This window comes from Cupriavidus basilensis, assembly GCF_029335485.1.
Classification (GTDB): domain Bacteria; phylum Pseudomonadota; class Gammaproteobacteria; order Burkholderiales; family Burkholderiaceae; genus Cupriavidus; species Cupriavidus basilensis_E.
Window position 1 is genome coordinate 29,846 of sequence record NZ_JARJLM010000130.1, and the last position, 25,354, is coordinate 55,199.

Genomic DNA, 25,354 nt, shown 5'->3' on the forward strand with positions numbered 1-25,354 from the left:
GCAGTACGAAAGGAGGCAGCGAAAGGGTGGGAGCGAAGGTGGCGATTCCCGCGGCTTGCATCCGCGGGCTGGCCGCCGGCGGTGGATACGGCCAGGCGGCGGGACGCCAGGTAGCCGGCATTGTAGACCACCGCCGCCGGCCCTCGCCCGCAGGCGCCGGCAGCCGCCGGCTGCGGCGGCCGAAAAAAATAAGGGCCCGCGCTCGCGCGGGCCCAAGAGTCTCTCCTCGGTGCCCTGCTCGCAAGGCACAGCCGAAGCATAGCAATGCGCCTTGCGCGGCTGTAGTCGGACAAGTCCGTAAGGGAAAGCCCCGTCAACGCGGCACCGGACAACTGCTTGCCATCGCGCATGCCCCGGGAGGCGTCTCCCCTGCAATCCCGTCCTGGCCCCGCAATGGATATTGTCGTCCCTCGCGCCGCCGTGGAGCGGCGGGGCAAGTCATGCGAAGATGGCGTCCCAGCCGCTTTCCCCGCGTGACGCCAAGTCCCTCCCATGTCCAACGCCCCCCTGAAACTGACCGACCTCTCCGTCTCCGCCCTGGTCGCCGGCCTGATCGCCATGCTGACCGGCTACACCAGTTCGCTGGTGCTGATGATCCAGGCGGGCCAGGCGGCGCACCTGTCGGACGCGCAGGTCGCCTCGTGGATCTGGGCGCTGTCCATCGGCATGGGCGTGACCACCATCGGGCTGTCCCTGCTGACGCGCGCGCCCATCGTCATTGCGTGGTCCACCCCGGGCGCCGCCCTGCTGATCGCCAGCCTGCCCGGCGTGCCCTACCCGGAAGCGATCGGGGCCTTCGTGATGGCGGCGGCGCTGATGACGGCGGCGGGCCTGACCGGCTGGTTCGACAAGCTGATGCGCGCGCTGCCGGCCAGCATTGCCTCGGCCCTGCTGGCCGGCATCCTGTTCCGCATCAGCATCGACGTTTTCGTGCAGGCCCAGCAGCAAACCCTGCTACTGCTGCCGATGTTTGCGCTCTACCTGGTGGGCAAGCGCTGGTGGCCGCGCTACGCGGTGCCGGGCGTGCTGCTGGTGGGCGTGGTGCTGGCGGGTGCGCTCGGGCAATTGCACTTCGAGTCGTTTCACTTCGCGCTGGCGGCGCCGGTCTGGACCACGCCGGCCTTTTCCTTGCAGGCCTTGGTCAGCATCGCGGTGCCGCTGTTCATCGTTGCGCTGGCGTCGCAGAACATTCCCGGGCTGGCCGTGCTGCGCGCCGACGGCTACCACGTGGCGGCCTCGCCGCTGATCACCGTGACCGGCATCGCCTCGGTCCTGCTCGCGCCGTTCGGCTCGCACGGCATCAACCTGGCAGCGATCACGGCGGCCATCTGCACTGGTGCGCAAAGCGATCCGGACCGCAACCGGCGCTATACCGCCGCCGTGGTGTGCGGACTGGGCTACCTTGTGGCAGGCGTGCTGGCGGCAAGCATCGCCGCGCTGTTCGCGGCCTTCCCCAAGGCGCTGGTGGTGGCGGTGGCGGCCTTCGCCCTGCTCGGCTCGATCGCCGGCGGCCTGACCACGGCCATGCAAACGCCGGCCGAGCGCGAGTCGGCCCTGCTGACGTTCATGATCACGGCTTCCGGCATGACGCTGGCCGGTGTCGGCTCGGCCTTCTGGGGCGTGGTGGGCGGCATGCTGGCGCTGCTGGTATTGCGCCCGCGCACCGCCCCGAAAGCGGGGTGAAAAGCAGGGCTACAGCAACAGGAAGGCAATGTCCTGTGCGCCGATGCCGGAAAGCGGCGTGCCCTTGCGCCGCTGGAACAGGATGTGCTGCAGCACCCGGTCGCGGTGCTCGGCAAAGGTGGCGGCGTCGAAACGCAGCGCCGCCAGGGCGTAATGCTCCGAGAGCAGCTTGTAGACCCGGTGGCGCACCATCAGCATTTCGCTCTCGGCGCGCAAGCGGCTCATCTCGCCGGCGTTATCGTCCTCCAGCTGCCGCATGCCCACCACGACCCGGGCATGCATGCCGCGATACCGATCCAGTTCGGCATGTGCCTTGCGCAACTCCTCGCGCAGGGCCCTCACCTCCTGCTGCAGTTTCAGGTTGTGCTGCACGCCGCGCTGAATGCGCGAAGCTTCTTCCAGTGCCACGTCCGCCGCTGCAATCGTGTTCTGCCAGACCCCCTGCTGCCCCGCCGCCTGGCCATCCATCCGCGGCCAGACGGTGCGAACCTCATCCTCGCCTTTCATGGCGCTCCCCTTCAGAACCTGACTCCCCCGCTGCTGGCTTTATCACAACCGCCAACTGGTCGGGACTACGCGACCACTGCATGCGATCAGGCTGATCGCCGGCACCGCAAACTGCAACCTCTTCGATTGAAGACGGCATGCCCAATGAACGAAACCACCCGAAAGAGGGGATAGCTTATGGACGCGACCAGACTCTCGTGCCTTGTACTGTACACCGACGGACCCAGGGGCCGGCATCCGTAACCCGCCCGTCCCCGCTTGCGGCCAGGCCTATCCCGGCGCATGTGGGAAAATGCGGCCCCGGCGACAGCCAACGAGAAGGATGGATTCATCGATGAACAGCTACATGCTCCTGGCCCTCGCCATCGTGGCCGAAGTCATTGCCACCAGCAGCCTCAAGGCATCCGAGAGCTTTACCCGGCTGATCCCCAGCGTATTGGTGGTGACCGGCTATGCGGGCGCTTTTTTCCTGCTGATACAAGTGATGAAAACCGTGCCGGTGGGCATCACCTACGCCATCTGGTCCGGCGCGGGCATCGTGCTGGTCACCTTGATCGCCAGCGTGCTCTATCGCCAGATACCCGACCTGGCCGCCTGGCTGGGAATCGGACTGATCGTTGCGGGCGTGGCGGTGATCCAGCTGTTTTCGAAGACCGGCGCGCATTGAGCATGCCGATGCCGCCTTCGATGGCGCACTTTGCAATGAAACATCGAACATGCGGAAGATCCCGAGAGCCTGATCGCCGTATCCGGTGGTCTCCTTCGACGAGCGCGGCAATGACATCGGTGCGATTGCCGGCAATCCGGTCGTCCTGACCATTCGGCTGCTCAGTCCGTCGCGCACAGCCGGCCTCTGGTGGACGGGTGGCTTTGAGGAACTGCGGAGAATGAACAAGGGAGAACTGGTCCCGCCGGCAGGAATCGAACCTGCATTTCACGCTTAGGAGGCGCGTGTTCTATCCATTGAACTACGGCGAGCGGATAGACCCCCGAAGATTGCATCAGAGCGTGCATCAACGCGCCTTGGCGGCGCGGATCCGGGAGCAGGCCCGGAGTATATCAAAATCCTCACCGTCAAAGGAACGCGAGAGCGCCGCATGGTTCAGCCCCCGCTCCTTCCTTCCGTTCCATCATGCCAGGCCGGCGCCCTGCCGATCAGCACTCCCCCTTCTTGGCGTGCCCCGGCGGGCAGTGATAGCCCTTGTAGCCCCGCCCCGGGCGGCCATCGCCACGCCCTTCCCAGCGCTCGGGCTGCAGCATCCAGCCATCGCGTGCGTGTATCCAGCGCGGTGCCTCGTATATGTAACCCGCACGCGCGCGCTCCCACCGGCCTTTCTTCCACTTGTGCTTGTGGCCGCGATCGTCCCAATCCCAATAGCCGGGCGCCCAGACATAGCCCGGGCGGGCGACGGGCACGACCTCATAAACCGGGGCCGGTGGCGGGACACCGATGGACACATTGACAGATACCTGGGCGAGCGCACAGGGCGCGGCACCAAGCCCGCCCGCCAAACCCGCCGCGGCCACCGCGCACAAAAGGACTTTCCTCATATCGTCTGCTCCTCAACCGGATTCATTCCGGGCGAGAATAGCGCGACCTGGCGCGGCAAGCTGTTAGCAAAGGTATCAATAGATTACTTGCACGCCGAAAAGCGCGCGGCAGCAAGGAGCGGCGAAGCCACATAGGAAAAGCCCGCCAGTGAACTGGCGGGCTGGCTGCGGACGGGTCCGGACCTTCCAGGTCAAGGCCGCGCTATCCCGGCAAACTGTCGTGCAAGCAGGATTCCCATGATTCCGCCCATGACGCGGACGACCGTTTCGGACTAACCAAAGGGTCGAAGGATCACTGGCAATGGCACCGACTGCCGCGACACCGGCGGCTAGCGGCGCTTAAAGCAAAGCGCCGTGGAAGGTCAGCGGGTGTTCCAGGGTCCACCACCTTGCCGGGCTACGGTGTGCCCGACGGCTTCAGTATAGGCAGGCATCCCGGGGATGCAACGTGCAATGCGAGACGACGCGGACCAGCCAGGACACGTCGAAAGTGCCCGCTGAATCGCATGACGAGGCATTGCCAGCCAATTTAGGAATTCCTATCGCAGTGCAACAAACTTACTTTTGTTTCTGCTATAATTCGCGCCGTGAGTTCGCACTGTGAGTTGTGCAACACGTCTACCGGTTCCGTCCGGCAGGCGATACCGCCCCCGCTCTCAAGCTCTGCTCCCCGGTCCCGCCGGCTGGCCTGCCTCAAGTTGTTGAATCAAGGCCAAGTGGTGATACCCGACAGAACGCATATCTCACCGACGTTGCCTCGTCTCCGATCCTGTTGAATGGCTCTATAGAGCTGTTTGCCTGCCAGGGACCGCGCGCCCGGCCTTGTGCCCGGTGTCGCCCTGCCTGCCGCCGTACTGTCAGCTGTGTCTGTCGTAACGGCCTCACCGATTGGCGCCGAAGCCTTTTTAAGACTTTGCACTGCGCCCGCCCCTGTTCGCTAGTTCGGCATGGGGTGCCATGCATTTAAAGAAAATCACGACATGACCCAGCACGACATTCGTGCGGAGCAAGATTTTGCCTCCGCCGCCGACGCATCGACCGAAGCCGCCGCCATCGCCACGCCCGCTATCCAGGAACCCAGCCCGCTCGACAAGCTCGACGCCATGCTCAGCCCGGAAGCCGCAGTAGCGCCCGCAGCCGCCGCCGTCGACGCTGAAAACGGCTTTGCCAAGCTTGGCCTCGAGGAAGCCATCCTGCGCGCCCTCGTCGAACTGAACTACACCACGCCGACCCCGGTGCAGGCCCAGGCGATCCCCGCCTTCCTGGCTGGCCGCGACCTGCTGGTCTCGAGCCAGACCGGCTCGGGCAAGACCGGCGCCTTCATCCTGCCGGCCATCCAGCGCATCAGCGAGAAAGCTGCCCCGAATCGCCCGCGCTCGGACGAACCGGTCAAGCGCATGAAGGGCAAGCGCCCCCGCCCGTCGCCGGCGCAGCCCGCGCTGCTGGTGCTGACCCCGACGCGCGAACTGGCCCTGCAGGTGACCGAAGCCACCGCCAAGTATGGCCGCCACCTGCGCCGCATCGTCTGCGCCAGCATCCTGGGCGGCATGCCTTACCCGAAGCAGCTGGCCGCGCTGTCCAAGATGCCTGACATCCTGGTGGCAACGCCCGGCCGCCTGCTCGACCACGTCGAAGCCGGCCGTATCGACCTGTCCGCGCTGGACATGCTGGTGTTCGACGAAGCCGACCGTATGCTCGACATGGGCTTCGCCGACGACATCGACGCCATCGTTGCCGCCACCCCGGCCACCCGCCAGACGCTGATGTTCTCGGCCACGCTGGACGGCCGCATCGCCCAGCTGGCTTCGCGCCAGCTGCGCGACCCGCAACGCATCGAGATCGCCGCGACCCGCGCCGACCAGAGCAATATCGAACAGCGCCTGCACTTCACCGACGACATGTCGCACAAGGAAAAGCTGCTCGACCACCTGCTGCGCGACACCACGCTCAAGCAAGCCATCGTCTTCACCGCCACCAAGCGCGATGCCGACTCGCTGGCCGAGCGCCTGTCCGACACCGGCTTCGCGGCCGGCGCGCTGCACGGCGACATGACCCAGGGCGCGCGTAACCGCACCCTGACCTCGCTGCGCCGCGGCAACCTGCGCATCCTGGTGGCAACCGACGTGGCCGCGCGCGGCATCGACGTGCCGGACATCACCCACGTGGTCAACTTCGACCTGCCCAAGCAAGCCGAAGACTACGTCCACCGTATCGGCCGTACCGGCCGTGCCGGCCGCTCGGGTGTCGCCATCAACCTGGTGAACCACGGCGACATGTTCCAGTGGAAGCGCATCGAGCGCTTCACCAACAACCGCGTCGACGCTTCGGTGATCGAAGGACTGGAACCGCGCCGTTCGCCCAAGCCGCGTTCCGGCTTCGGCGGCAAGCCGGGCGGCGACCGCGGCGGCTACCGTGGCAACAGCAATGGCGGCGGCTATCGCGGCGGTGACAACCGCAGCTTCGGCGACCGCAAGTTCGGCGGCGGCGAAAGCCGCGGCTTCGGCAACCGTGACGGCGCTGCGCGCCCCTCGGGCGACCGCCCGTTCGGCGATCGCGACGGCAACCGTGGTTTCGGTGACCGCGGCGGCTTCGGCAATGCCAACGGCAACAGCACCGGCTATCGCGGCCAGGGCGCAACCGGCGGCCAACGCAGCTTCGGCAACGAAGGCGGCGGCTACCGCGGCGGCGACAACCGCGGCTTCGGCAACCGTGACGGCGCGGCTCCGCGCAGCTACGGCGACGGCAATCGCGGCGCCGGCTTCGGCGGCGGTGCGGCCGGCAACGGCGGCAATGGTGGCTACCGTGGCGGCGAAGGCCGCAGCTTCGGCAACCGCGACGGCAACCGTGACGGCGCTCCCCGCAGCTTCGGCGACGGCAACCGCGGCGGCTTCGGCGGCGCACGCAATGGCAACGGCGGTGGCCGCTCGCGTTTCGAGCGTTAATCGCCGCGCCTGAATGGACTCGCCGCGCTCGCGGCGATCCATCGTCAGCCCAAAGAAAAAAGCACCCTCGGGTGCTTTTTTCTTTGGTGCCTGCCGGCGCGCTGCTACATGGGACAACTGCGAAAGCCGACGAACGCGAAATCGTCTTCGGGCAGCAACGCCAGCCGGGCGCGCGCATGGCGCTGCCGCGCCGCGCTGGCGAACGACGCGCCGCGCACGGCCTGGTGCGTGGCGAAGCAGTCCACGAACTCCGCATCGGCAGGACTCGCGGCAAAACCTGCATACGGCTCGTAAGGCGTGGCCGTCCATTCCCGCACCATGCCCCAGCGCAAACCGCCGCGATCCTGCACCGCCGCCAGCTCCCACTCGCTTTCCATGGGCAGGCGCCGGCCCGCCCAGGCGCACCACGCCTGGGCCTCGAACAGGCTGACGTGGCGTACCGCCTCGTCCGGATTGAGCGTGCGAAGACTGCCAAAACGCAGCGCCATCCAGGCCCGCGAATCCGGGTGGCGCGCCCAGTATCGCGGCGCCGAGCGGTCCTGCATCATCAGCCACTGGCGGCCTGCCGCCGTCCACCATGCGGCACGCTCATAGCCGCCATCCTCGACGAACTCCAGGAACTGCGCATTGGTGACCGGCGCGGCATCCATCTCGAAAGCGGGCACATAGGTGGGCTGCGGCGGCAGTTCATCGGGCAGCGCAAAGCCGTCCGGCGCGCTCCAGCCCTGCACGAAGCGCCCGCCGGGAAACTGCAGAGTGCCGCCATGCGGCACCGACACCGAAGGCAGCGCCTCGGCCGGTTCCACGGGTGCGATGCCGAGCGCCTGCAGCAGCGCGGCGACGGCTTCGCCCTGGCGGTCCTCGTGAAACAGCGCACGGCGCCAGGCATAGAGCGTGGCATCGCCATCGTCCGGCTGCACAGCCAGGCGGCGCAAGGTGGCGTCGAGCACGTCGGCGGCGTAGCGCTTGACCACCGCCACGTCCGGCAGCGCTGCCTCCCAGCGGGCGTCGCGGCCGATGCGTCCGGGGTCGAACCATTCGTCCGCGCCGGCCAGCAGCGAAGGCACCCCGGGTACCTGCAGCAGCAAGCCATCCCGCTCCAGCGCGCGCACCTCGCGCAGGCACCACCACTCGGCATGCCAGGCCACATGGCCCAGCGTCCATAAGGGCGGATCGGCAAAGTCCTGGCCTGGCACTTCCCACCCGCGCCGGGTCTGGCCAAAGGCGGCCAGCCACGCCAGGGTGCGGTTGCGCGCCTCCACCAGCGCCTGCGCAAGGCCCTCGCGCGGCAGCCGCCGGGCATCGGCCCAGACGGTCTTGCCGCCATTGAAGTGAAGGTCCGGAAGCATGGAAAAGCCGCTCATCGAAATCCCTGCCGGTGAATGGGGGTCGCCCGCGGTGACACGGCCTCCGGCGGGCAGTGTGCGCGAGGCGCCGCACCCGCACCGGAGGGATGCGGGCATTATGACACCAGCCCCGCCTTGGCCCCGCCGGCCGTCAGGCCCGGGCGTGGAACACCGCAAACCAGCCGCGCGGATCCGTCCACCAGACCGGATCGTCGAAGCCTGCAGCCTCCAGCAGGGCAGCAAATGCCTCCGGGCGATATTTATAGGAGTCCTCGGTATGGATCTGCTCGCCCGCGCAGAATTCGCGCTGGCCCTCCGGCCAGCGCACGGTGACATCCCGCTCGGCCCGCAGGTGCATCTGGATGCGCGAACCCGCCGTATCGAAACGGGCCGCATGGCGCCAGTCCTCAAGCCGGAAATCACTGCCGACGATGCGGTTCAGGTTGCGCAGGACATTGCGGTTGAAGGCGGCGGTCACGCCCAGCGCATCGTCATAGGCCGCCACCAGTGCACGTTCGTCCTTGACCAGGTCCACGCCGACCAGCACGCCATCGCCCCGGACCGCCGCCGCGCGCAGGCGCTGCAGCAGGGCCTGCGCCTGGGCCGGCGCGAAGTTCCCGATGCTTGAGCCCGGATAGAAGAACAGGCGGCGCCCGTGCCGTACTTCCGGCGGGAGATCGAGCGGCGCGCACAGATCGGCGCCAAGGCCGAGCATGGGAATCTGCGGGTGCTGCTGCTGCAGGCAGAACAGCGTACCGCGCAGGAACTCCACCGAGATGTCGAGCGCCACGTATTGCGCCGGCTGCAAGCTGCCAAACAGCCGCGCGGCCTTCTGGCAATTGCCCGCGCCGAGATCGATCAGCACGCAGCCACTGCCGGCCCGCGCAGCCATGGCCGGCGCGAAAGCGGCAAACACCGCGGCCTCCGTACGCGTGGGGTAATACTCGGGCAGGTCGGTAATGGCCTCGAACAGGCGGGAACCGAGCACGTCGTAGAAGAATTTGGGACTGATGCTGGCGGCGCTGGCCAGCAGGCCGCGGGTGATCTCCCCGCGCAAGGCGCCGCTGTCCTCGTGGTACTGCTGGATGAAATCGAGCCTGGGCACCGGTTTGGGCAACGCATGTCCGTTCGCGGCGAGGACGGCACCGGCCTGGCTGCCATTGGATTTCAGGGTTGGGGTGCCATTGTGCTTGGCGTGGGAAGGATCGTGACGCGGGTGCAGCGGGGTCGGGACGGCCGGCATGACGTTTCCTTGATGGTCGATGGGCGATGCATAAAACCCCCAGGTGCCCGCACCTCATGCATGCGCGGGGCCGGCGCGGGATATGCCTCCGGTGACGTCTGGGGCGCATCAGCCTGAAGCCGGTCTTCTCAGGATAGATGGCGAGCGCGGAGTGTGCTTGCCGCAATGCACCAGACCCGCCGGTGAGGCATCCCCCCTCGCTTGGCATAAGCGCCACAGACCGCACATCAGGCGGGCGACCCCGCACGCAGGCAAGTCTCCAAGAGCACCATAGCTCACCTTTGTCTGATGCCTGCCCGATACCTGGTGGCAGCACAAAAGCTATGGCTTCGCTTATAATCCGCCTCAGCGTATCCACTTCGGGCTTGTCCCGGACGGATCGCCCCTCAAAGGGGAGTAGCTCCGGGGCCCAGCCCTTAGCACAATCGTCATTCCGAGACTGACAGTCTCCGGTTGTGCTGACCGCGCCAATGCAGCATCGGCGGTCGAGCAAGACCTTTGCAACCTGGTTTCATGGTTTGCAAAGGCGCCCCCATCGCTCCCGAACAACATGTCTCCAGGCAACCCGGTGCTTGCGCACGGCTTTTGGCTATCGTTGTTTCGAGGAGATTTTATGGAATGGTTTACCGATCTGTTCACGATGCAGTTCCTGACGGCGCTGCTGTCCATCGTCGTCATTGACCTGGTGCTGGCCGGCGACAACGCCATCGTGATCGCGCTGGCGGCGCGCAACCTGCCTCCCCATCTGCAGAAAAAGGCCATCGTCTGGGGTACCGTCGGTGCGGTCGTGGTGCGCTCGGCCATGACGGTCGGCGTGGTGTGGCTGCTCAAGATCCCCGGCCTGCTGCTGATCGGCGGCGCGGCGCTGGTGTGGATCGCCTACAAGCTGCTCTCCGACGACGGCGATGGCGACGAACACGGCGCGGGCGCGACCACGCTGGTTGGCGCAATGAAGACCATCATCATCGCCGACGCGGTGATGGGCGTGGACAACGTGCTGGCGGTGGCCGGCGCGGCGCATGGCAGCTTCCTGCTGGTGGTGCTGGGCCTGCTGATCAGCATCCCCATCGTGGTGTGGGGCTCGAGCCTGGTGCTCAAGCTGATGTCGCGCTTTCCCTCGATCATCTTCGCGGGCGCCGGCGTGCTGGCCTTCACCGCGGTCAAGATGATCGTCAGCGAGCCTCTGGTGAAGCCGTTCTTCGACGCCAACGCCCTGGCTTACTACGGCCTGTTCGTGCTGATCATCGGTGGCGTGCTGGGCGGCGGCTACCTGGCGCAGAAGCGCCGCGCTCCGGAGACGGCCGCGCAGTAACGCCGGACGGCGCCGGCATCTGAAGCGACAGATGACTGGAGCATGAAACGGGCTGCCGCGAGGCGGCCCGTTTTGCTTTGCGATAAAATGCTGACTCTTCAGCAACCTGCATATCCATGCGCAGGTTGCCCCAACCGCGCGCACCGCTGTCGCGTCACTTTCCCCCCAACACCCGCGCCGATGAAACAGTACCTCGACTTCATGCGCCATGTGCAAGAGCATGGCACCGAAAAGGCCGACCGCACCGGCACCGGCACGCGCTCGGTGTTCGGCTACCAGATGCGCTTCGACCTGCGCGAAGGCTTCCCGGTCGTGACCACCAAGAAGCTGCACATGAAGTCGATCATCCACGAATTGCTGTGGTTCCTGAAGGGCTCGACCAACATCCAGTACCTCAAGGACAATGGCGTCAGCATCTGGGACGAATGGGCCGACGCAAACGGCGAACTGGGGCCAGTCTATGGTTCGCAGTGGCGCGCGTGGCCGACGCCGGATGGCCGCCATATCGACCAGATCAGCGAACTGATGGCGCAGATCCGCGCCAACCCGGACTCGCGCCGCCTGATCGTGTCGGCCTGGAACGTGGGCGAGATTGCGCAGATGAAGCTGCCGCCCTGCCACGCCTTCTTCCAGTTCTACGTGGCCGAGGGCCGCCTGTCCTGCCAGTTGTACCAGCGCAGTGCCGATATCTTCCTGGGCGTGCCCTTCAATATCGCCAGCTACGCGCTGCTGACGCACATGATCGCGCAGCAGACCGGGCTGGATGTGGGCGACTTCATCTGGACCGGCGGCGATTGCCATATCTACAGCAACCACGCCGAGCAGGTGCAGACCCAGCTCGCGCGCGAGCCGATGGCGCTGCCGCAGCTCAAGATCCTGCGCAAGCCGGACAGCATCTTCGACTACCGGTTCGAAGACTTCGAACTGGTGGGTTACGAATCGCATCCCGCCATCAAGGCACCGGTGGCCGTATGACGCTGTTGACCCTGATCGTGGCGAAAGCCCGCAACGGCGTGATCGGCCGCGACAACGCCCTGCCCTGGCGCCTGCCGGAAGACCTGGCGCACTTCAAGCGCACCACCATGGGCGCGCCCATCCTGATGGGCCGCAAGACCTGGGAATCGATCGGCCGGCCGCTGCCGGGCAGGCGCAATATCGTGGTGAGCCGCAACCGCGACCTGCGTATCGAAGGGTGCGAGGTGGCGAACTCGCTAGAGGATGCGCAACGCCTGTGCGTTGGCGTCGAGCAGATCTTCCTGATCGGCGGCGCGCAGTTGTATGCGGAGGCGTTGCCCAGCGCCGACAGGCTGGTGGTGACGGAGATCGACGCGGATGTGGAAGGCGACGCGGTGTTCCCCGCGATCGACCCGCGCCAGTGGGTCGCGACCGAGCGCGAACGGCATCACTCCGAAGCCAATGGCTTCGACTACGCGTTCGTCACTTACGAGCGTCCGCCGTCCGGCGAGGAGTAGGCGCGGGAAGCGTCCTGGTTTTGCGCCCATGAACTTGCGCCCATGAACGCGGCGGCTTGCAGCCAGGCCGCCGCGTTTTTTCTTAGTTGCCGGCGATCGTCATCTGCTCGATCAGGACCGAGCCGGTTTCCTTGGTGCCGCGCACCAGGCTGTCGGCGCCGATGGCCACGATCTGGCGGAACATCTCCACCATATTGCCGGCAATGGTGATCTCTTCCACCGGGTACTGGATCACGCCGTTCTCGACCCAGTAGCCTGACGCGCCGCGCGAGTAATCGCCCGTCACGTAGTTCACGCCCTGCCCCATCAGTTCGGTGACCAGCAGGCCCGTCCCCAGCTTGCGCAGCATGCCGGCGAAATCGTCGTCAGGCGTGGTCAGCGCGCTGGACAGCGTCAGGTTGTGCGAGCCGCCCGCATTGCCGGTGGTCTTCATGCCCAGCTTGCGCGCCGAGTAGGTGGAGAGGAAGTAACCCTTGACAACGCCCTCGCGCACCACATCGCGCGCATGCGTCTTCACGCCTTCTTCGTCGAACGGCGCGCTGCCCATGGCACCCGGCAGGTGCGGCTGCTCGTGGATATGGATATGCGGCGCGAACACCGCTTTTCCCAGCGTGTCGTAGAGGAAGGTCGATTTGCGGTACAGCGCACCACCGGACACCGCCTGCACGAAAGCACCGAGCAAGCCGGCAGCCAGAGGTGCCTCGAACAGCACCGGGCAACGGCGCGTGGACAGCTTGCGGGCGTTCAGGCGCGCCAGCGAGCGCTCGGCGGCATAGCGGCCGATGTCCTCGGGCGCGGCCAGGGCGCCGGGGGCGCGTTTGGACGAGTACCAGTCGTCGCGCTGCATGCCGCTGCCGGTGCCGGCGATCGGCGCGCACGAAATAAAGTGGCGGGAATATGGATAGCCGCCCATGAAGCCGCGCGAGGTAGCCAGCACGAACTGCGAATGCTGGGCCGACACGCTGGCACCGTCGCTGTTGCGGATGCGCGGCGAAACCGCGAAGGCGGCCGCTTCCGCGCGGCACGCGATCTCGATGGCCTGCTCGGCGTCGATATCCCAGGGATGGAACAGGTCGAGGTCGCGCGGGGCGCGCTCGAGCAATTCTTCCTCGGCCAGCCCCGCGCAATCGTCTTCCGCGGTGAAGCGGGCGATGTTGTAGGCCGCCTCGGCGGTAGCGCGCAGCGCCGCCGCCGAGAAATCCGAGGTGCTGGCATTGCCGCGCCGCTTGCCGATCATGACCGTGACGCCCACCACCTTGTCGCGGTTCTGCTCGATGGTCTCCACCTGGCCCTTGCGCACCGAGACCGACAGCCCGCTGCCCTCGGAGATCTCGGTTGCCGCGTCGGTGGCCCCCAGCCCGCGTGCCACCCGCAGCACATCTGCGGCCATCTCGCTAAGCTGGGCCTGGGTATAAGTGAAATGGGTGGTCTGATCTGCGGATTGATCCATTGTCGGCGCGGTCATCAAAAGTCCAAACAGGAATCATAGCAAGATAAAATGCTACCCATGACGCGAAACTCCCGCACCTCCCCCCGGAACGCCTCCGGCTTCCCCGGCCAGTTCGCCCCCGAACCCGCCGAAGACGACGACCTGCCCAAGAGCAAGTCCCAGAAAAAACGCGATATGCTCGCCCTGCAGGACCTGGGCGTGGAACTCGAAGCCCTGCCCAAGGACCGCCTGGCACGCGTGCCCATGCCCGAAGCGCTGGCCGACGCCATCCGCGACGCGCGCCGCATCACCAACCACGAAGGCAAGCGCCGCCAGATGCAGTTCGTGGGCAAGGTCATGCGCAAGCTGGATGAAGCCGAAGTGGAAGCGATCCAGCGCATGCTGGAAGGCTTCAAGGGCGCCAGCAAGGCCGAGACCGCCAAGCTGCACCTGGTCGAGCGCTGGCGCGAACTGCTGCTGGCCGACGATGCCGCGCTGACGAAATTCCTGGCCGAGCATCCGGCCAGCGATGTGCAGGCGCTGCGCAACATCATCCGCAATGCGCGCAAGGAACACGAGATGAACAAGCCGCCGCGCTACTTCCGCGAGCTGTTCCAGGCGATCAAGACCGCCCTGGAAGGCAAGCAGGCGGCCGCCGCCGCGGACGAGCCGCAAGCGGCACCCGACGCTGAAGCTGACGAGTAATCCTTCAAGGAGCAGGGACAAGATGACGCAAACCACGACGCCGATGGTCCATCCCGTTGCCCGCAGGCATCCGGACGAACTGCTGGTCGGCTTTGTCTCGATCTCCGACCGCGCCTCGGCCGGCACCTACCAGGACGAAGGCATCCCGGCGCTGCGCGAGTGGTTCGGGCGCACGCTGACCTCGCCCTGGCAGGACGTGGAGCGCCTGATCCCGGACGAGCAGGCCGTCATCTCGCGCACCCTGATCGAACTGGTCGACGTAGCCGGCTGCGATCTGGTGCTGACCACGGGCGGCACCGGCCCCGCGCGCCGCGACGTCACGCCGGAAGCCACGCTGGCGGCGGGCACCAAGGTAATGCCGGGCTTCGGCGAGCAGATGCGCCAGATCAGCCTGCACTTCGTGCCCACGGCGATCCTGTCGCGCCAGGTGGCGGTGATTCGCGAAACCGCCAGCCGCGCCGCCCTGATCATCAACCTGCCGGGCCAGCCGCGCGCCATCCGCGAGACGCTCGAAGGCCTGCGCGGCGAAGACGGCAAGTCCATCGTGCCAGGGATCTTTGCCGCCGTACCTTACTGTATCGACCTGATCGGCGGCCCTTACATCGAGACCGACGAGGCTGTGGTCAAGGGCTGGCGCCCCAAGAACGCGGTTCGCGCCAAGCCGGCGGCCTGAGCCGAAGACGGGCTGCGCCGCAACCGGCTCAGCGCAGCCCCAGATACAGCCCCAGCGGCACGAACACCACCGCGCCGATATTGCCCAGCAGCACGATCGAAGCGACCTGGTCCGGCTCCTGCCGGAAATGATCGGCGACGAGGAAATTGAGCACGGCCGGCGGCAACGACGCGAACACGAACAAAAGCCCGCGCTGGAGCTGGCTCAGCGGCACCACCTGGGCCAGCAGCAAGGCGCAGGCAATACCGGTCAGCGGACAGACCGCCGCCCCGATCGCGCCCATGCCCCAGTTGCGCAGGCTCACATCCTTCATGCGCACGCCCAGCGCGAACAGCATCAGCGGCACGGTCGCATCGCCCAGCAGCTTGATCGACTGCAGCACCGGATCGGGCAGCGCGAACCACGGCCGCGCCAGCGACAAGCCCACCCCCGCCACGGTAGCCAGCACCATCGGATTGCGCGCGATCTGCGTGATCGACGCATGCCGGTTGACGATCTTCATGCCGATGGTGAAGTGCATCAGGTTGGATGCGGCGAACAATGCGACCGCGGGCGCCAGCCCGACCGGCCCAAAGGCGAATACCGACAGCGGCAGCCCCATATTGCCGCAGTTGTTGAACATCATCGGCGGCACGAAGGTGCGGGGATCCGCCCGCAGCAGGCGCGCGCCCAGCCAGGCCAACAGCCCGGAACCCAGCACCACGGCCACCGCGCAACCCAGCAGCACAAGCTGGTCGGCCAGCACGAAATCCTTGCTGACGAAGGCGGACACCACCAGCAGCGGCGCGATCACGTCGAGCGTGGCGCGATTGATGCCGGCCATGTCGGGATGCGCGCGGCGCCCGTAGAGCCAGCCCACCAGGATGATCAGGATGACCGGCGTGATGATCGAGACGATGCGCGCTAGCATGGACAGGGCGGCCGGTAAGCCAAGGCGCCCTAAAGGGCGCCTTGGCAATCACATGGGAAAGGAAGAATCAGCCCGCCGGTGCGGCAGGCGCGGCCGGCGCCTCGCCTGTCGCGGCTGCCGCCGGCGCGGCATGGCGGATGAAGTGGGTGCGGTAGTAGCGCAGCTCCTCCACCGACTCCAGGATATCGGCCAGCGCGGTGTGCATCTGGCGCTTGACGAAGCCCTTGTGGATGGCCGGTTCCCAGCGCTTGCACAGTTCCTTCAGCGTGGACACGTCAAGGTTGCGGTAGTGGAAGAACGCCTCCAGCTTGGGCATGTAGCGCGCCATGAAACGGCGGTCCTGGCAGATCGAGTTGCCGCACATGGGCGACTTGCCCGCCGGCACCCAGCGCTTGACGAAGGCCAGCAACTCGGCCTCGGCCTGGTCCTCGCTCAGGGTCGAGGCCTTGACCTTGTCGATCAGGCCCGAGCGGCCATGGGTGCCCTTGTTCCAGTTGTCCATGCCGTCGAGCACGGCGTCTTCCTGGTGGATCACCAGCACCGGGCCTTCGGCCAGGATATTGAGCTCCGAGTCGGTCACCACGATGGCGACCTCGATGATGCGGTCCTGGTCAGGCATCAGGCCGGTCATCTCCATGTCCAGCCAGATAAGGTTGTTTTCGCTCTTGACGGATTTGACGCCGCTGGGGGCGTGGGTGTTTTGGCTGGTCATCTGGACTGCAGTTGAAGAAGAAGCAAGAAGGGAGCGCGCCGCGGTCCCGGCGCTCTCGGACAAGGAACGCGGGGCAGCAGGCACGAACAACTTATAATTCTCGCATATCCGCTGCCGCCGCCGGCTCAAAGCGGTCGGGAACCCCCCTGTTCCGGATCGCGGCCGTGCGTGCGACGGCTTCACATGACAAGGCTCCGCCCGATGTTCACGTTTCTGTTCCTAGCCGCCCTGATGCTGATGGTGCTGACCAAGCTCTGGCTGGCGGCCCGCCAGGTGCGCCATGTGGCGCGACACCGCCACGCGGTGCCCAGCCGCTTTGCCGACACCATTACGCTGTCCTCGCACCAGAAGGCGGCCGACTACACCATCGCCCGCACCCGGCTGTCGATGCTGGAGGTGCTGGCCGGCGCCGCGCTGCTGATCGTCCTGACCATGCTGGGCGGACTGCAGTGGATCAACCAGTTCTGGCTCGGCACTTTCGGCCCGGGCTACGCCTACAGCGTCGCGCTGATCGCCAGCGTGGCCGTGCTCGGCGGCCTGGTCGACCTGCCCTTCTCGCTCTATGGGCAATTCGGCATCGAGCAGCGCTTCGGCTTCAACCGCATGGGCTGGAAGCTCTGGCTGGCCGACCTCGTCAAGATGACGGCCATCGGTTGCGCGCTGGGCCTGCCCCTGCTGCTCGCGGTCCTGTGGCTGATGGAGCATATGGGCCAGTACTGGTGGGCCTGGACGTGGCTGACGTGGATCGCCTTCACGATCTTTGTGCAGATGATCGCGCCGTCGGTGATCATGCCCATGTTCAATCGCTTCGAACCGCTTGCCAACGCCTCCCTGGAAGCCCGCATCACGCGCCTGCTGCAGAAGTGCGGCTTCCGCAGCCGCGGCCTGTTCGTGATGGACGGCAGCAAGCGCAGCGCGCACGGCAACGCCTACTTCACCGGTTTCGGCGCCGCCAAGCGCATCGTCTTCTTCGATACCCTGATGGAGCGCCTGGCCGACGACGAGATCGAAGCGGTACTTGCGCACGAGCTGGGCCACTTCAAGCGGCGCCATATCCTCAAGGGCATGCTGGTGAGCTTCGCGCTGAGCCTGGCCTTCCTGGCCGCGCTGGGCTGGCTGGCCAGCCGCTCCTGGTTCTACACGGGCCTGGGCGTGCTGCCCAACCTCGGCACCACCAACCATGCGCTCGCCCTGGTGCTGTTCTTCCTGACGCTGCCTGTGTTCACCTTCCTGCTCGGGCCGCTGGCCAGCCAGACCTCGCGCCGCCACGAGTTCGAAGCCGATGCCTTCGCCGCCGGCCAGACGGATGCCGGCCACCTGGTCTCGGCACTGGTCAAGCTGTACAAGGACAACGCCTCGACGCTGACCCCCGACCCGCTCTACAGCGCCTTCTACTACTCGCATCCGCCGGCGGCACAGCGGATCGACCGCCTGCTGGCGCACGCATGAGCCGCGCCGGCCGGAGCGGCCCGCAGCGCGCCGCAAGCGCTGCCAAGGGCAATGGTGCCGCAGCCGAGGAGGCGCTGATCGTCGCCGCGCACGGACGCCACTATGTGATCGAGCTGGACGACGGCAGCCGCCTGCATGGCTTCCCGCGCGGCAAGCGCAGCGAGTGCGCGGTGGGCGACCGCGTCACCATCGAGCGCGCCGCCGCTGACCAGTGCGTCATCACGGGTTTCAAGCCGCGCAAGAACCTGCTGCACCGTTCGGACCAGTTCAAGTCCAAGCTGCTGGCCGCCAATATCGACCAGGTGGTGATCGTGCTTGCGACCGAACCGGGCTTTTCGGAAGACCTGCTGGGCCGGGCCCTGGTATCGGCCGAAGCGCTGGGCATCCGGCCGCTGATCATCCTCAACAAGATCGACCTGACCGAGCGCCTGGAAGAAGCCCGGGGCCGGCTCGAGCTATACCGCGCGCTGGGCTACGAAACCCTGTTCCTGTCGGTACATGGGTCGCCGGACGATACGCTGGCGCAGTTGCGGCCGCAGCTGGCGCATCGCTCCAGCATCCTGATCGGCCAGTCCGGCATGGGCAAATCGTCCTTGCTGAACCTGTTGATCCCGGGCGTGGAAGCGCAGACCCGGGAGATCTCGGCCAAGCTGGATTCGGGCAAGCACACCACCACCTTCACCCGCCTCTACCACCTGCCAGCCAGCGTGGATGGCGCTACAGCCGGCGTCGAGGGCGGTGCCGACCCGCACGCCCGGCAGCGCGGCTGCCTGATCGATTCGCCGGGCTTCCAGGAATTCGGTCTGCATCACCTCAGCGAAGGCATGCTGGAACGCGCCTTCCCCGAATTCCGTCCGCGCCTGACCGAGTGCCGCTTCTACAACTGCCATCACATCAACGAACCCGGCTGCGGCGTGCTGGCCGCGATGAAGGACGGCGCGATCTCGGAGCGGCGCCATCAGCTCTACACGCAGCTGCTGCACGAATCCCGCCAGCAAAAGCCGTGGTAAGGTAGTCGGGCACGCCTGCCCGGCGTGCCCGATTACCATGAAACTACTGCTATCGACCCCTTCCCTCGTCCACGCGGCGCACTGCCAGAACCTGCTGGAAGCCGCCGGCATCCGCGCCGACCTGCGCAACACCTGGCTGGCCGGTGCAATGGGTGATATTCCCTTCCGCGAAAGTGCCCCCCAGGTCTGGCTGCTCGACGACGAGATGGAAACCCAGGCGTGGGCCGTGCTGCGCGCCGCCGCCAATCCGGTGCCGGGCCCAAGGTGGGAATGCAAGTCTTGCGGGGAGTGGCACGAGTCGCAGTTCAACTCGTGCTGGCAATGCGGGGCGCCGCGGCAGCCTTAGTGCAAGGCAGCGGCAGGGGAACGGAAAAGGCGTTGGCGGGACCGTGATCCCGCGCACCCGCCAAGGGGGCCGGCTCAGCCCACCCAGAGCGCCAGCGAAAGCATCGCCAGCAGCAACATCCACAGCACCACGGCACGCCACACCAGGCCGATGGCCGACTGCAGCGTACGCACGCCCGGCTCCGCGCCGAACTCGGGCGCAACCGGCTCGGGCTCGCTATCGTCTTCCATGCCGGGTGCGTAGTCGACCGCCGGGCCGGCCAGGCTGGTACGCAGCACCACGGCGGAATCTTCCTCGGCCAGCGGCACGCCCAGGCGCACGCCCAGGGCTCCGCCGCCGCTGGCGAGCAGGATGCCGTTGACCGCGTCGTTCCACTTGCGCGCGTGGTTGCGCCACGCATAGACGGCATCCTCGAAGTTGCCGACGATGGCAAAGCCGACCGAGGTCAGCCGCGAAGGCACCCAGTCCAGCAGGTAGAAGGCGCGCGCGGCAAACCGCCCCAGCGCCGGGCTGCGTTCGGTGGAAGGCAGGTTCCAGTGGCGTGCCAGATACTCGGCGATGCGGTACAGCACCACCCCGCCCGGACCGATCGGCACCAGGAACCAGAAGAACACCCCGAACACATGGCGGTGCACCGCGACGATAGCGGCCTCCAGCGTATGCCGCACGATCTCGGTGACGGGCATTTCCAGGGTATCGAGACCGGTCCACTGGTGCAGCAGCGCGCGGGCGCGCGGCAGGTCGTCGCGATTCAGCGCTTCGTGGATATCGGTGAAGAAGTGGCTGAACTGCCGGAAACCCAGGGTCAGGTAAAGCAGCAGGACATTCCAGGCGAGCGTGAGCGCGACGCTGATGGAGGCCAGCAGGTAGTGCACCACCATGGCCGCCAGCGTCAGCGGCAGCACCACCGTACACCAGGCCAGCGCGGTATCGCGGGGGCGGCCGGTGTCGAAGGCGTGTTCGGCCCGTTCGGCCAGCACGCGCACGATATCGTAGATCGGGTTGTTGCGGCCCAGGGCACGGAACTGCTCGGCGATCAGCGCGAGGAGAACGGATACAAAGGTCATTCTGGTCTGGGTATCGATGGCCAGGGCGCACCCGTTAACGCATGTGCCGGCCTGACCGCTTAGCTATGACGAGACGATAGCACACGGCAAAGCCGCCCAGACAGAGCATTCCCGCCCGCCGCGAAAACGGGCGGGGCGGGAATGCCGCTCGACAGGCCGCTCAGGGCAGGTCGAAGACAAGCACTTCGGCTCCGTCGCCATGGCTCAGGGTCACCGTATCGATGTCTTCCAGCTGCGCAGCATCGCCCGCCTCCAGCGCTCGCCCATTGACGCTGACACGCCCGCGAGCCACTTGCACATAGGCACGCCGCTGCGGCGCCAGCGCCAGCGTGGCGGACTCATCGCCATCGAACAGGCCGGCATACAGGCGCATGTCCTGGTGGATCACCACCGAGCCTTCGGCACCGTCGCGGCTGCCGACCAGGCGCAGGCGGCCACGCTTGTCGGCCGCCTCGAAGCGCTTTTCCTCATAGCCGGGCTCGAGATCGGCCTTTTCCGGCAGGATCCAGATCTGCAGGAAATGCGTGGTGTCATGCGCCGCGTGGTTGTACTCCGAATGGCGCACGCCGGTGCCCGCGCTCATGCGCTGCACGTCGCCGGGGCGGATCACGCTGCCATTGCCCATGCTGTCCTTGTGGGCCAGCTCGCCTTCGAGCACGTAGCTGATGATTTCCATGTCGCGGTGGCCGTGGGTGCCAAAACCCATGCCCGGGGCGACCCGGTCCTCGTTGATCACGCGCAGCGGCCCGAACTGGACGTGCTTGGGATCGTAGTAGTCCGCGAAGGAAAAGGTATGGTAGGACTTCAGCCAGCCATGATCTGCATAACCGCGCTCGCCCGCCTTTCTGATTTCAATCATTTTGACGGCCCTCCTTCAGGCCACGTCGGCACAGGAACCTAGTCCTGGCCTTGCACTACGTTTCGATGCTAGGCAGTTTAGGATGGCAGGAGTATATTTGGCGGAACGATCTCAGTAGCATTCATTCAGAATTTCTGAACATGGCACTTTCTCTCGAATCCCTGGAAGTTCTCGATGCCATCGAGCGCAAGGGCAGCTTTGCCGCTGCCGCGCACGAGATGGGCAAAGTGCCTTCGGCGCTGACCTACGTGGTGCGCAAGCTTGAAGAAGACCTCGATGTCCTGCTGTTCGACCGCCGCCGCCACCGCGCTGAACTGACGCCCGCCGGGCGTGCCCTGCTAGACGAAGGCCGCCACCTGCTGCATGCCGCCGACGATCTGGCCCGCCGCGTCAAGCGCCTGGCCACCGGCTGGGAGGCGACCCTGACCATCGTGGTGGACGACCTGATCAACTTCCGTGCGCTGCTGCCGGTGATCCAGGACTTCTACGCCGAAAACAGCGCCACCCGGCTGCGCTTCGCCAAGGAAGTGCTGGGCGGCGCCTGGGATGCGCTGGTCAGCAGCCGCGCCGACCTGGTGATCGGCGGCGCCTATGACGCGCCGAGCACCCAGGGCTTCCAGGTGCGCCCGCTCGGCGCCATGCCATTCGTGTTCGCGGTGGCAGCGCATCATCCTCTCGCGACCGAACCCGGCCCGCTGACCACCCTGCAGATCGCCAAGCATCGCATCGTGGCCGTGGGCGACACCTCGCGCAACCTGCCGGCGCGCACCCACGGCGTGCTGGCCGGGCAGGACGTGCTGGTGGTGCCCACCATGCGCGACAAGCTCGAGGCCCAGATCCGCGGACTGGGCTGCGGGTGGCTGCCCGCACCGATGGCGCAACCGTTTATCGAGAGCGGCGTGCTGCAGGCCCGCGAAACGCTCGAGGTGCGCGCACCGGGCAATTTCAAGGTGGCGTGGCGTACCAGCACGCGCGGCAAGGCGCTGCAATGGTGGGCCAACAAACTGGAAGACCCGCGCCTGGCGCAAGCCCTGCTTCAGCAGCAGCCGGGCCAGTCCGACTAAGGCAGGCCAACACGATGTCCGCCTGCCCGAGCCCGGCGCCCGGCTACCGTGGCCGCTTTGCGCCCTCACCCACCGGCCCGCTGCATATGGGCTCCCTGGTCACCGCGCTGGCCAGCTGGCTCGACGCGCGCGCCCACGGCGGGAGCTGGCTGGTGCGCGTCGAAGACATCGACTATCCGCGCTGCGTGCGCGGCGCCGACCAGCAGATCCTGCATGCGCTGGCCCGCCTCGGCCTGCATCCCGACGAACCCCCGCAGTGGCAGAGCCGGCGCGAGGCGCTCTATACCGAGGCGCTGCGCAAGCTGGAAACCGCTCATCGGATCTATCCCTGCGGCTGTTCGCGCAAGGAAATCGCGGACTCGCTCCTGCACGCGCGCGAGCGCCACCAGACCCTGGCCTATCCTGGCACCTGCCGCGACGGGCTGCATGGCAGGCTGCCGCGTGCCTGGCGCGTGCGGGTACCGGACAGCGACGATGCCCTGGTCTGCTTCGACGACCGCTGGCAGGGCCGGCAATGCCAGGATCTGGCGACCGAACTGGGCGACTTCGTGCTGCGCCGGGCCGACGGCCTGTGGGCCTACCAGCTGGCCGTGGTGGTTGACGACGGCCAGCAAGGCATCACGCATATCGTGCGGGGTGCCGACCTGCTCGACTCCACACCGCGCCAGATCTACCTGCAGCACCTGCTGGGACTCCCTACGCCGTCGTACCTGCACGTGCCGGTGGTGACCAACGCCCTCGGTGAAAAGCTCAGCAAGCAAAGCGGCGCGCAAGCCATCGACGAACTGGATCCGCTGGCGGCCTTGCGCAGCGCCGGCGGGCACCTGGGCCTGGCGAGCGCGGCGCAATCCGTGGAGAGCTGGCTGGGAGATGCCACCGCCGGCTGGGCCGCATTGCTGGAGCGCCTGCCCGCGGGCGCACAGCGTGGCGCAACGATGGCCTGAAAAGCCGAAGCGCCGCGACGCCGGGCGCGGCGGGACCATACCGGCGCTTGACCTTGCCCTTGCGTAAAGGCCGACAGTACGCACCTTCTCCCGCAAGGAAACCGCATGCTCACGATAGGACAGATGGCCCGATGCTACGGGCTCACTACCAAGCCCCTTCGCCACTACGACAGCATCGGCCTCTTCAGCCCGGCGCTGACCGGAACGGAAAACGGCTATCGCTACTACCTGCCCACGCAGACCGGCTGCCTGCCGCCGGATTCAAGGTCCTGGAAGGCATAGAGTTTGAATACATGGACGAACGCTTCCTGGGCCCGCAGCACGCGGACACCGTCGTCGAACTGTTCATACCGGTGCAGGCCTGAGGCCCATCTGGCCGGCTGCAGGCAACCCTGCGGCCGGGTAGGTTGCCCCCCTCTTCCCCCGCGGGGCGAGGGAGTCAACTCCGTCGTCATGCCAGACGGCTTTGGCGCACCGAAGACCTCAGGACTTGCGCGGCACACCGCCAAGCAGCGCCGCCAGCGGGCGCTTGGGCGCGGGGCGGCCACGGCCAAAGGCGGCGGCATGGCTCTCCGTGACATCGGGCTGCGCGGCAGCGGCACCGCCGCTGGGCTCGTAGGGACGCGAGAAGAAGGGATCGTCGGACGGACGGAAGGCGTTGCGCGAGCTGGCCGGATCGTTCCGGCGCGGACGCGGCTCATCGCCTTCGCCGTTGGGGCGGGCGCGGCGCACGTCGCTACGGGCACGGCGGCGTTCGCTCTCTTCCGCGCGGGCGTTGGCGCCGGTGGGGTCGAAACCTTCCAGCGGCGTGCGCGGGATATTGCGCTTGAGCAGTTTCTCGATATCGACCAGCAGGCGCTCGTCGGCCGGCACAAAGATCGACAGCGCGTCGCCGCTGGCGCCGGCGCGGCCGGTACGGCCGATGCGGTGAACATAGTCTTCGGCGCTATACGGCAGGTCGAAGTTGATCACGCAAGGCATGTCGGGAATATCGAGGCCGCGGGCCGCAACGTCGGTGGCCACCAGTGCATCGATATTGCCCTGCTTGAAGCCATCGAGCGTCTGCATGCGCTCGGTCTGGGTCTTGTCGCCGTGGATGGCGGCGGCGTTGATCCCTTCGCGCTCCAGATGGCGGGCCAGGCGCGAGCAGCCGATCTTGCTGTTGACGAAGACGATGCACTGGCGCGACAGCCCGTCGGCGGCGCGCTTCTTCAGCAAGTGCACGACCGCGGCCTGCTTGTGGCCGTCTTCGACCTGGAACACCGTCTGGCGCACGTTCTCGTTGGCCGAGTTGCTGCGCGCCACCTCGATGGTGACCGGCTGGCGCAGGTAGCTCGAAGCCAGGCGCTTGATCTCGGCCGAGAAAGTGGCGGAGAACAGCAGGGTCTGGCGCTGTGCCGGCAGCAGGTTGATGATGCGCTGCAGGTCAGGCAGGAAGCCCATGTCGAGCATGCGGTCGGCTTCGTCCAGCACCAGCATCTGCACCTGCGACAGGTTCACCGATTTCTGCTGCACGTGGTCGAGCAGGCGGCCCGGTGTCGCCACCAGGATTTCGACGCCGCGCCGCAGGGCCTCGGTTTGCGGATTCATGTCGACGCCGCCGAACACCACGGTGCTGCGCAGGTCCGTGAAGCGGGCATAGCGGGCCACGTTGTCGTAGACCTGGTCGGCCAGTTCGCGCGTGGGCGTCAGCATCAGGGCACGCACCGGATGGCGCGCCGGCGAAGCACTGGCATTGGACATCGGCAGCAGCCGCTGGATGATCGGCAGCGCGAAGCCGGCGGTCTTGCCGGTGCCGGTCTGGGCCGCGCCCATCACGTCCTTGCCCAGCAGCACCACGGGAATCGCCTGCGCCTGGATCGGCGTGGGCTTGGTATAGCCCTGCTCGGCCAGCGCGCGCTGGATGCGGGCGTCTAGCCCGAAGCTATCGAAGGTGATCTCGGGGGTGGTCTGGTCGGTGGTCGTAGTCGTCATGGTTTCCGTGTCTTGCAGGAGGCGAACCCGGCGCCAACGGACACGCGTCTTGAACCGAGCGGGGAAAGATCTGCGTATGGATTTAGGCCCGGCCGCGGGTGGCGCTGTGCCGCCGCGAACCGTCGCCTGTCCGTGCCTGTGGTGGGCGATTCCGCC

The 25,354-nt window shown here is 66.8% G+C and carries 24 protein-coding genes and 1 tRNA gene; 14 read left to right on the top strand and 11 right to left on the bottom strand.

The genetic code is table 11. The annotated features are described in order from the left end of the window. The first annotated feature begins 492 nt into the window (after positions 1-492). A complete protein-coding gene (locus P3W85_RS07495) occupies positions 493-1,683 on the top strand; it encodes a benzoate/H(+) symporter BenE family transporter (RefSeq protein WP_276264312.1) in 1,191 nt (396 codons plus the stop codon). A 9-nt stretch (positions 1,684-1,692) separates the two neighbouring features. Here P3W85_RS07495 and P3W85_RS07500 read toward each other — a convergent pair whose 3' ends face one another. Further along, positions 1,693-2,190 (bottom strand): hypothetical protein, encoded by a 498-nt coding sequence (locus P3W85_RS07500; RefSeq protein ID WP_017229191.1) that lies wholly within the window; start codon positions 2,188-2,190, stop codon positions 1,693-1,695. A gap of 334 nt (positions 2,191-2,524) precedes the next feature. On the opposite strand from P3W85_RS07500, the gene P3W85_RS07505 reads away from it, so the two are divergent. Continuing rightward, positions 2,525-2,857 carry a DMT family transporter gene (locus tag P3W85_RS07505; RefSeq protein WP_017229192.1) on the top strand — a complete coding sequence of 111 codons (333 nt, stop codon included), beginning with the start codon at positions 2,525-2,527 and terminating at the stop codon, positions 2,855-2,857. A gap of 236 nt (positions 2,858-3,093) precedes the next feature. Here P3W85_RS07505 and P3W85_RS07510 read toward each other — a convergent pair. Continuing rightward, a tRNA-Arg gene (locus tag P3W85_RS07510) sits at positions 3,094-3,168 on the bottom strand. 177 nt (positions 3,169-3,345) lie between these two features. Further along, positions 3,346-3,741, bottom strand: a complete 396-nt coding sequence (locus P3W85_RS07515; protein ID WP_276264313.1) for a hypothetical protein — start codon at positions 3,739-3,741, stop codon at positions 3,346-3,348. A 980-nt stretch (positions 3,742-4,721) separates the two neighbouring features. Between P3W85_RS07515 and P3W85_RS07520 the strand changes: the two genes are divergently transcribed. Continuing rightward, positions 4,722-6,683, top strand: coding sequence for a DEAD/DEAH box helicase (locus tag P3W85_RS07520; RefSeq protein WP_276264314.1), 1,962 nt, complete (start codon positions 4,722-4,724; stop codon positions 6,681-6,683). Positions 6,684-6,787: 104 nt separating this feature from the next. Here P3W85_RS07520 and P3W85_RS07525 read toward each other — a convergent pair whose 3' ends face one another. Together P3W85_RS07525 and egtD are read right to left on the bottom strand one after the other, a co-directional pair. Beyond that, the gene (locus tag P3W85_RS07525) at positions 6,788-8,047 is read right to left on the bottom strand and encodes an SUMF1/EgtB/PvdO family nonheme iron enzyme (protein ID WP_276264315.1); all 1,260 of its coding nucleotides are present in this window, start codon (positions 8,045-8,047) and stop codon (positions 6,788-6,790) included. Between the two features lie 133 nt (positions 8,048-8,180). Continuing rightward, positions 8,181-9,272 (bottom strand): L-histidine N(alpha)-methyltransferase, encoded by a 1,092-nt coding sequence (gene egtD / locus P3W85_RS07530; protein ID WP_276264316.1) that lies wholly within the window; start codon positions 9,270-9,272, stop codon positions 8,181-8,183. Positions 9,273-9,885: 613 nt separating this feature from the next. Between egtD and P3W85_RS07535 the strand changes: the two genes are divergently transcribed. From P3W85_RS07535 to P3W85_RS07545, 3 genes are all read left to right on the top strand, one after another. After that, positions 9,886-10,584, top strand: coding sequence for a TerC family protein (locus tag P3W85_RS07535; RefSeq protein WP_017227638.1), 699 nt, complete (start codon positions 9,886-9,888; stop codon positions 10,582-10,584). A 180-nt stretch (positions 10,585-10,764) separates the two neighbouring features. Continuing rightward, positions 10,765-11,559: a thymidylate synthase gene (locus P3W85_RS07540; RefSeq protein WP_276264317.1), complete on the top strand. Its 795-nt coding sequence runs from the start codon at positions 10,765-10,767 to the stop codon at positions 11,557-11,559. Next, positions 11,556-12,056: a dihydrofolate reductase gene (locus tag P3W85_RS07545; RefSeq protein WP_017227640.1), complete on the top strand. Its 501-nt coding sequence runs from the start codon at positions 11,556-11,558 to the stop codon at positions 12,054-12,056. Before P3W85_RS07540 ends, P3W85_RS07545 begins: the two co-directional genes overlap by 4 nt. Positions 12,057-12,138: 82 nt before the next feature. On the opposite strand, the gene pmbA is transcribed toward P3W85_RS07545, so the two are convergent. Next, complete coding sequence (pmbA, locus tag P3W85_RS07550; protein WP_017227641.1) at positions 12,139-13,506, bottom strand: metalloprotease PmbA; 1,368 nt, start codon at positions 13,504-13,506, stop codon at positions 12,139-12,141. Between the two features lie 57 nt (positions 13,507-13,563). On the opposite strand from pmbA, the gene yjgA reads away from it, so the two are divergent. Both yjgA and mog read left to right on the top strand, forming a co-directional pair. Continuing rightward, a complete protein-coding gene (yjgA, locus tag P3W85_RS07555) occupies positions 13,564-14,190 on the top strand; it encodes a ribosome biogenesis factor YjgA (RefSeq protein ID WP_430869509.1) in 627 nt (208 codons plus the stop codon). A 22-nt stretch (positions 14,191-14,212) separates the two neighbouring features. Next, complete coding sequence (gene mog, locus P3W85_RS07560) at positions 14,213-14,863, top strand: molybdopterin adenylyltransferase (protein ID WP_017227643.1); 651 nt, start codon at positions 14,213-14,215, stop codon at positions 14,861-14,863. A 28-nt stretch (positions 14,864-14,891) separates the two neighbouring features. Here mog and P3W85_RS07565 read toward each other — a convergent pair whose 3' ends face one another. Then, positions 14,892-15,773, bottom strand: a complete 882-nt coding sequence (locus tag P3W85_RS07565; protein WP_017227644.1) for an AEC family transporter — start codon at positions 15,771-15,773, stop codon at positions 14,892-14,894. 67 nt (positions 15,774-15,840) lie between these two features. Continuing rightward, on the bottom strand, positions 15,841-16,485 hold the full coding sequence (gene orn, locus P3W85_RS07570) for an oligoribonuclease (protein ID WP_276264318.1): 645 nt from the start codon (positions 16,483-16,485) through the stop codon (positions 15,841-15,843). Between the two features lie 201 nt (positions 16,486-16,686). Here orn and P3W85_RS07575 point away from each other — a divergent pair, with 201 nt between their 5' ends. Genes P3W85_RS07575 through P3W85_RS07585 form a run of 3 tightly spaced genes read left to right on the top strand, consistent with a single transcriptional unit; the run spans position 16,687 to position 19,290 of the window. Beyond that, positions 16,687-17,934 carry a M48 family metallopeptidase gene (locus tag P3W85_RS07575; protein ID WP_276264319.1) on the top strand — a complete coding sequence of 416 codons (1,248 nt, stop codon included), beginning with the start codon at positions 16,687-16,689 and terminating at the stop codon, positions 17,932-17,934. Further along, the gene (gene rsgA / locus P3W85_RS07580; protein ID WP_017227647.1) at positions 17,931-18,944 is read left to right on the top strand and encodes a ribosome small subunit-dependent GTPase A; all 1,014 of its coding nucleotides are present in this window, start codon (positions 17,931-17,933) and stop codon (positions 18,942-18,944) included. Before P3W85_RS07575 ends, rsgA begins: the two co-directional genes overlap by 4 nt. 37 nt (positions 18,945-18,981) lie before the next feature. Further along, entirely contained in the window at positions 18,982-19,290 is a 309-nt protein-coding gene (locus tag P3W85_RS07585) for a putative signal transducing protein (protein ID WP_017227648.1), read from the top strand. A gap of 74 nt (positions 19,291-19,364) precedes the next feature. On the opposite strand, the gene P3W85_RS07590 is transcribed toward P3W85_RS07585, so the two are convergent. Together P3W85_RS07590 and P3W85_RS07595 are read right to left on the bottom strand one after the other, a co-directional pair. Beyond that, positions 19,365-20,357 carry a CobD/CbiB family protein gene (locus P3W85_RS07590; protein WP_017227649.1) on the bottom strand — a complete coding sequence of 331 codons (993 nt, stop codon included), beginning with the start codon at positions 20,355-20,357 and terminating at the stop codon, positions 19,365-19,367. 160 nt (positions 20,358-20,517) lie between these two features. Next, positions 20,518-21,216 carry a pirin family protein gene (locus tag P3W85_RS07595; RefSeq protein WP_017227650.1) on the bottom strand — a complete coding sequence of 233 codons (699 nt, stop codon included), beginning with the start codon at positions 21,214-21,216 and terminating at the stop codon, positions 20,518-20,520. A gap of 140 nt (positions 21,217-21,356) precedes the next feature. Here P3W85_RS07595 and P3W85_RS07600 point away from each other — a divergent pair, with 140 nt between their 5' ends. The 3 genes from P3W85_RS07600 (at position 21,357) to P3W85_RS07610 (ending at position 23,506) form a co-directional block, all read left to right on the top strand. Next, positions 21,357-22,280, top strand: coding sequence for a LysR family transcriptional regulator (locus P3W85_RS07600; protein ID WP_017227651.1), 924 nt, complete (start codon positions 21,357-21,359; stop codon positions 22,278-22,280). Positions 22,281-22,294: 14 nt separating this feature from the next. Then, positions 22,295-23,224 (top strand): tRNA glutamyl-Q(34) synthetase GluQRS, encoded by a 930-nt coding sequence (gene gluQRS / locus P3W85_RS07605; RefSeq protein ID WP_017227652.1) that lies wholly within the window; start codon positions 22,295-22,297, stop codon positions 23,222-23,224. Positions 23,225-23,329: 105 nt separating this feature from the next. Then, entirely contained in the window at positions 23,330-23,506 is a 177-nt protein-coding gene (locus P3W85_RS07610; RefSeq protein WP_276264320.1) for a MerR family DNA-binding transcriptional regulator, read from the top strand. Positions 23,507-23,707: 201 nt separating this feature from the next. Here the strand turns inward: P3W85_RS07610 and P3W85_RS07615 are convergent, their stop codons facing one another. Continuing rightward, positions 23,708-25,198, bottom strand: coding sequence for a DEAD/DEAH box helicase (locus tag P3W85_RS07615; protein ID WP_017227653.1), 1,491 nt, complete (start codon positions 25,196-25,198; stop codon positions 23,708-23,710). Positions 25,199-25,354 lie beyond the last annotated feature (156 nt).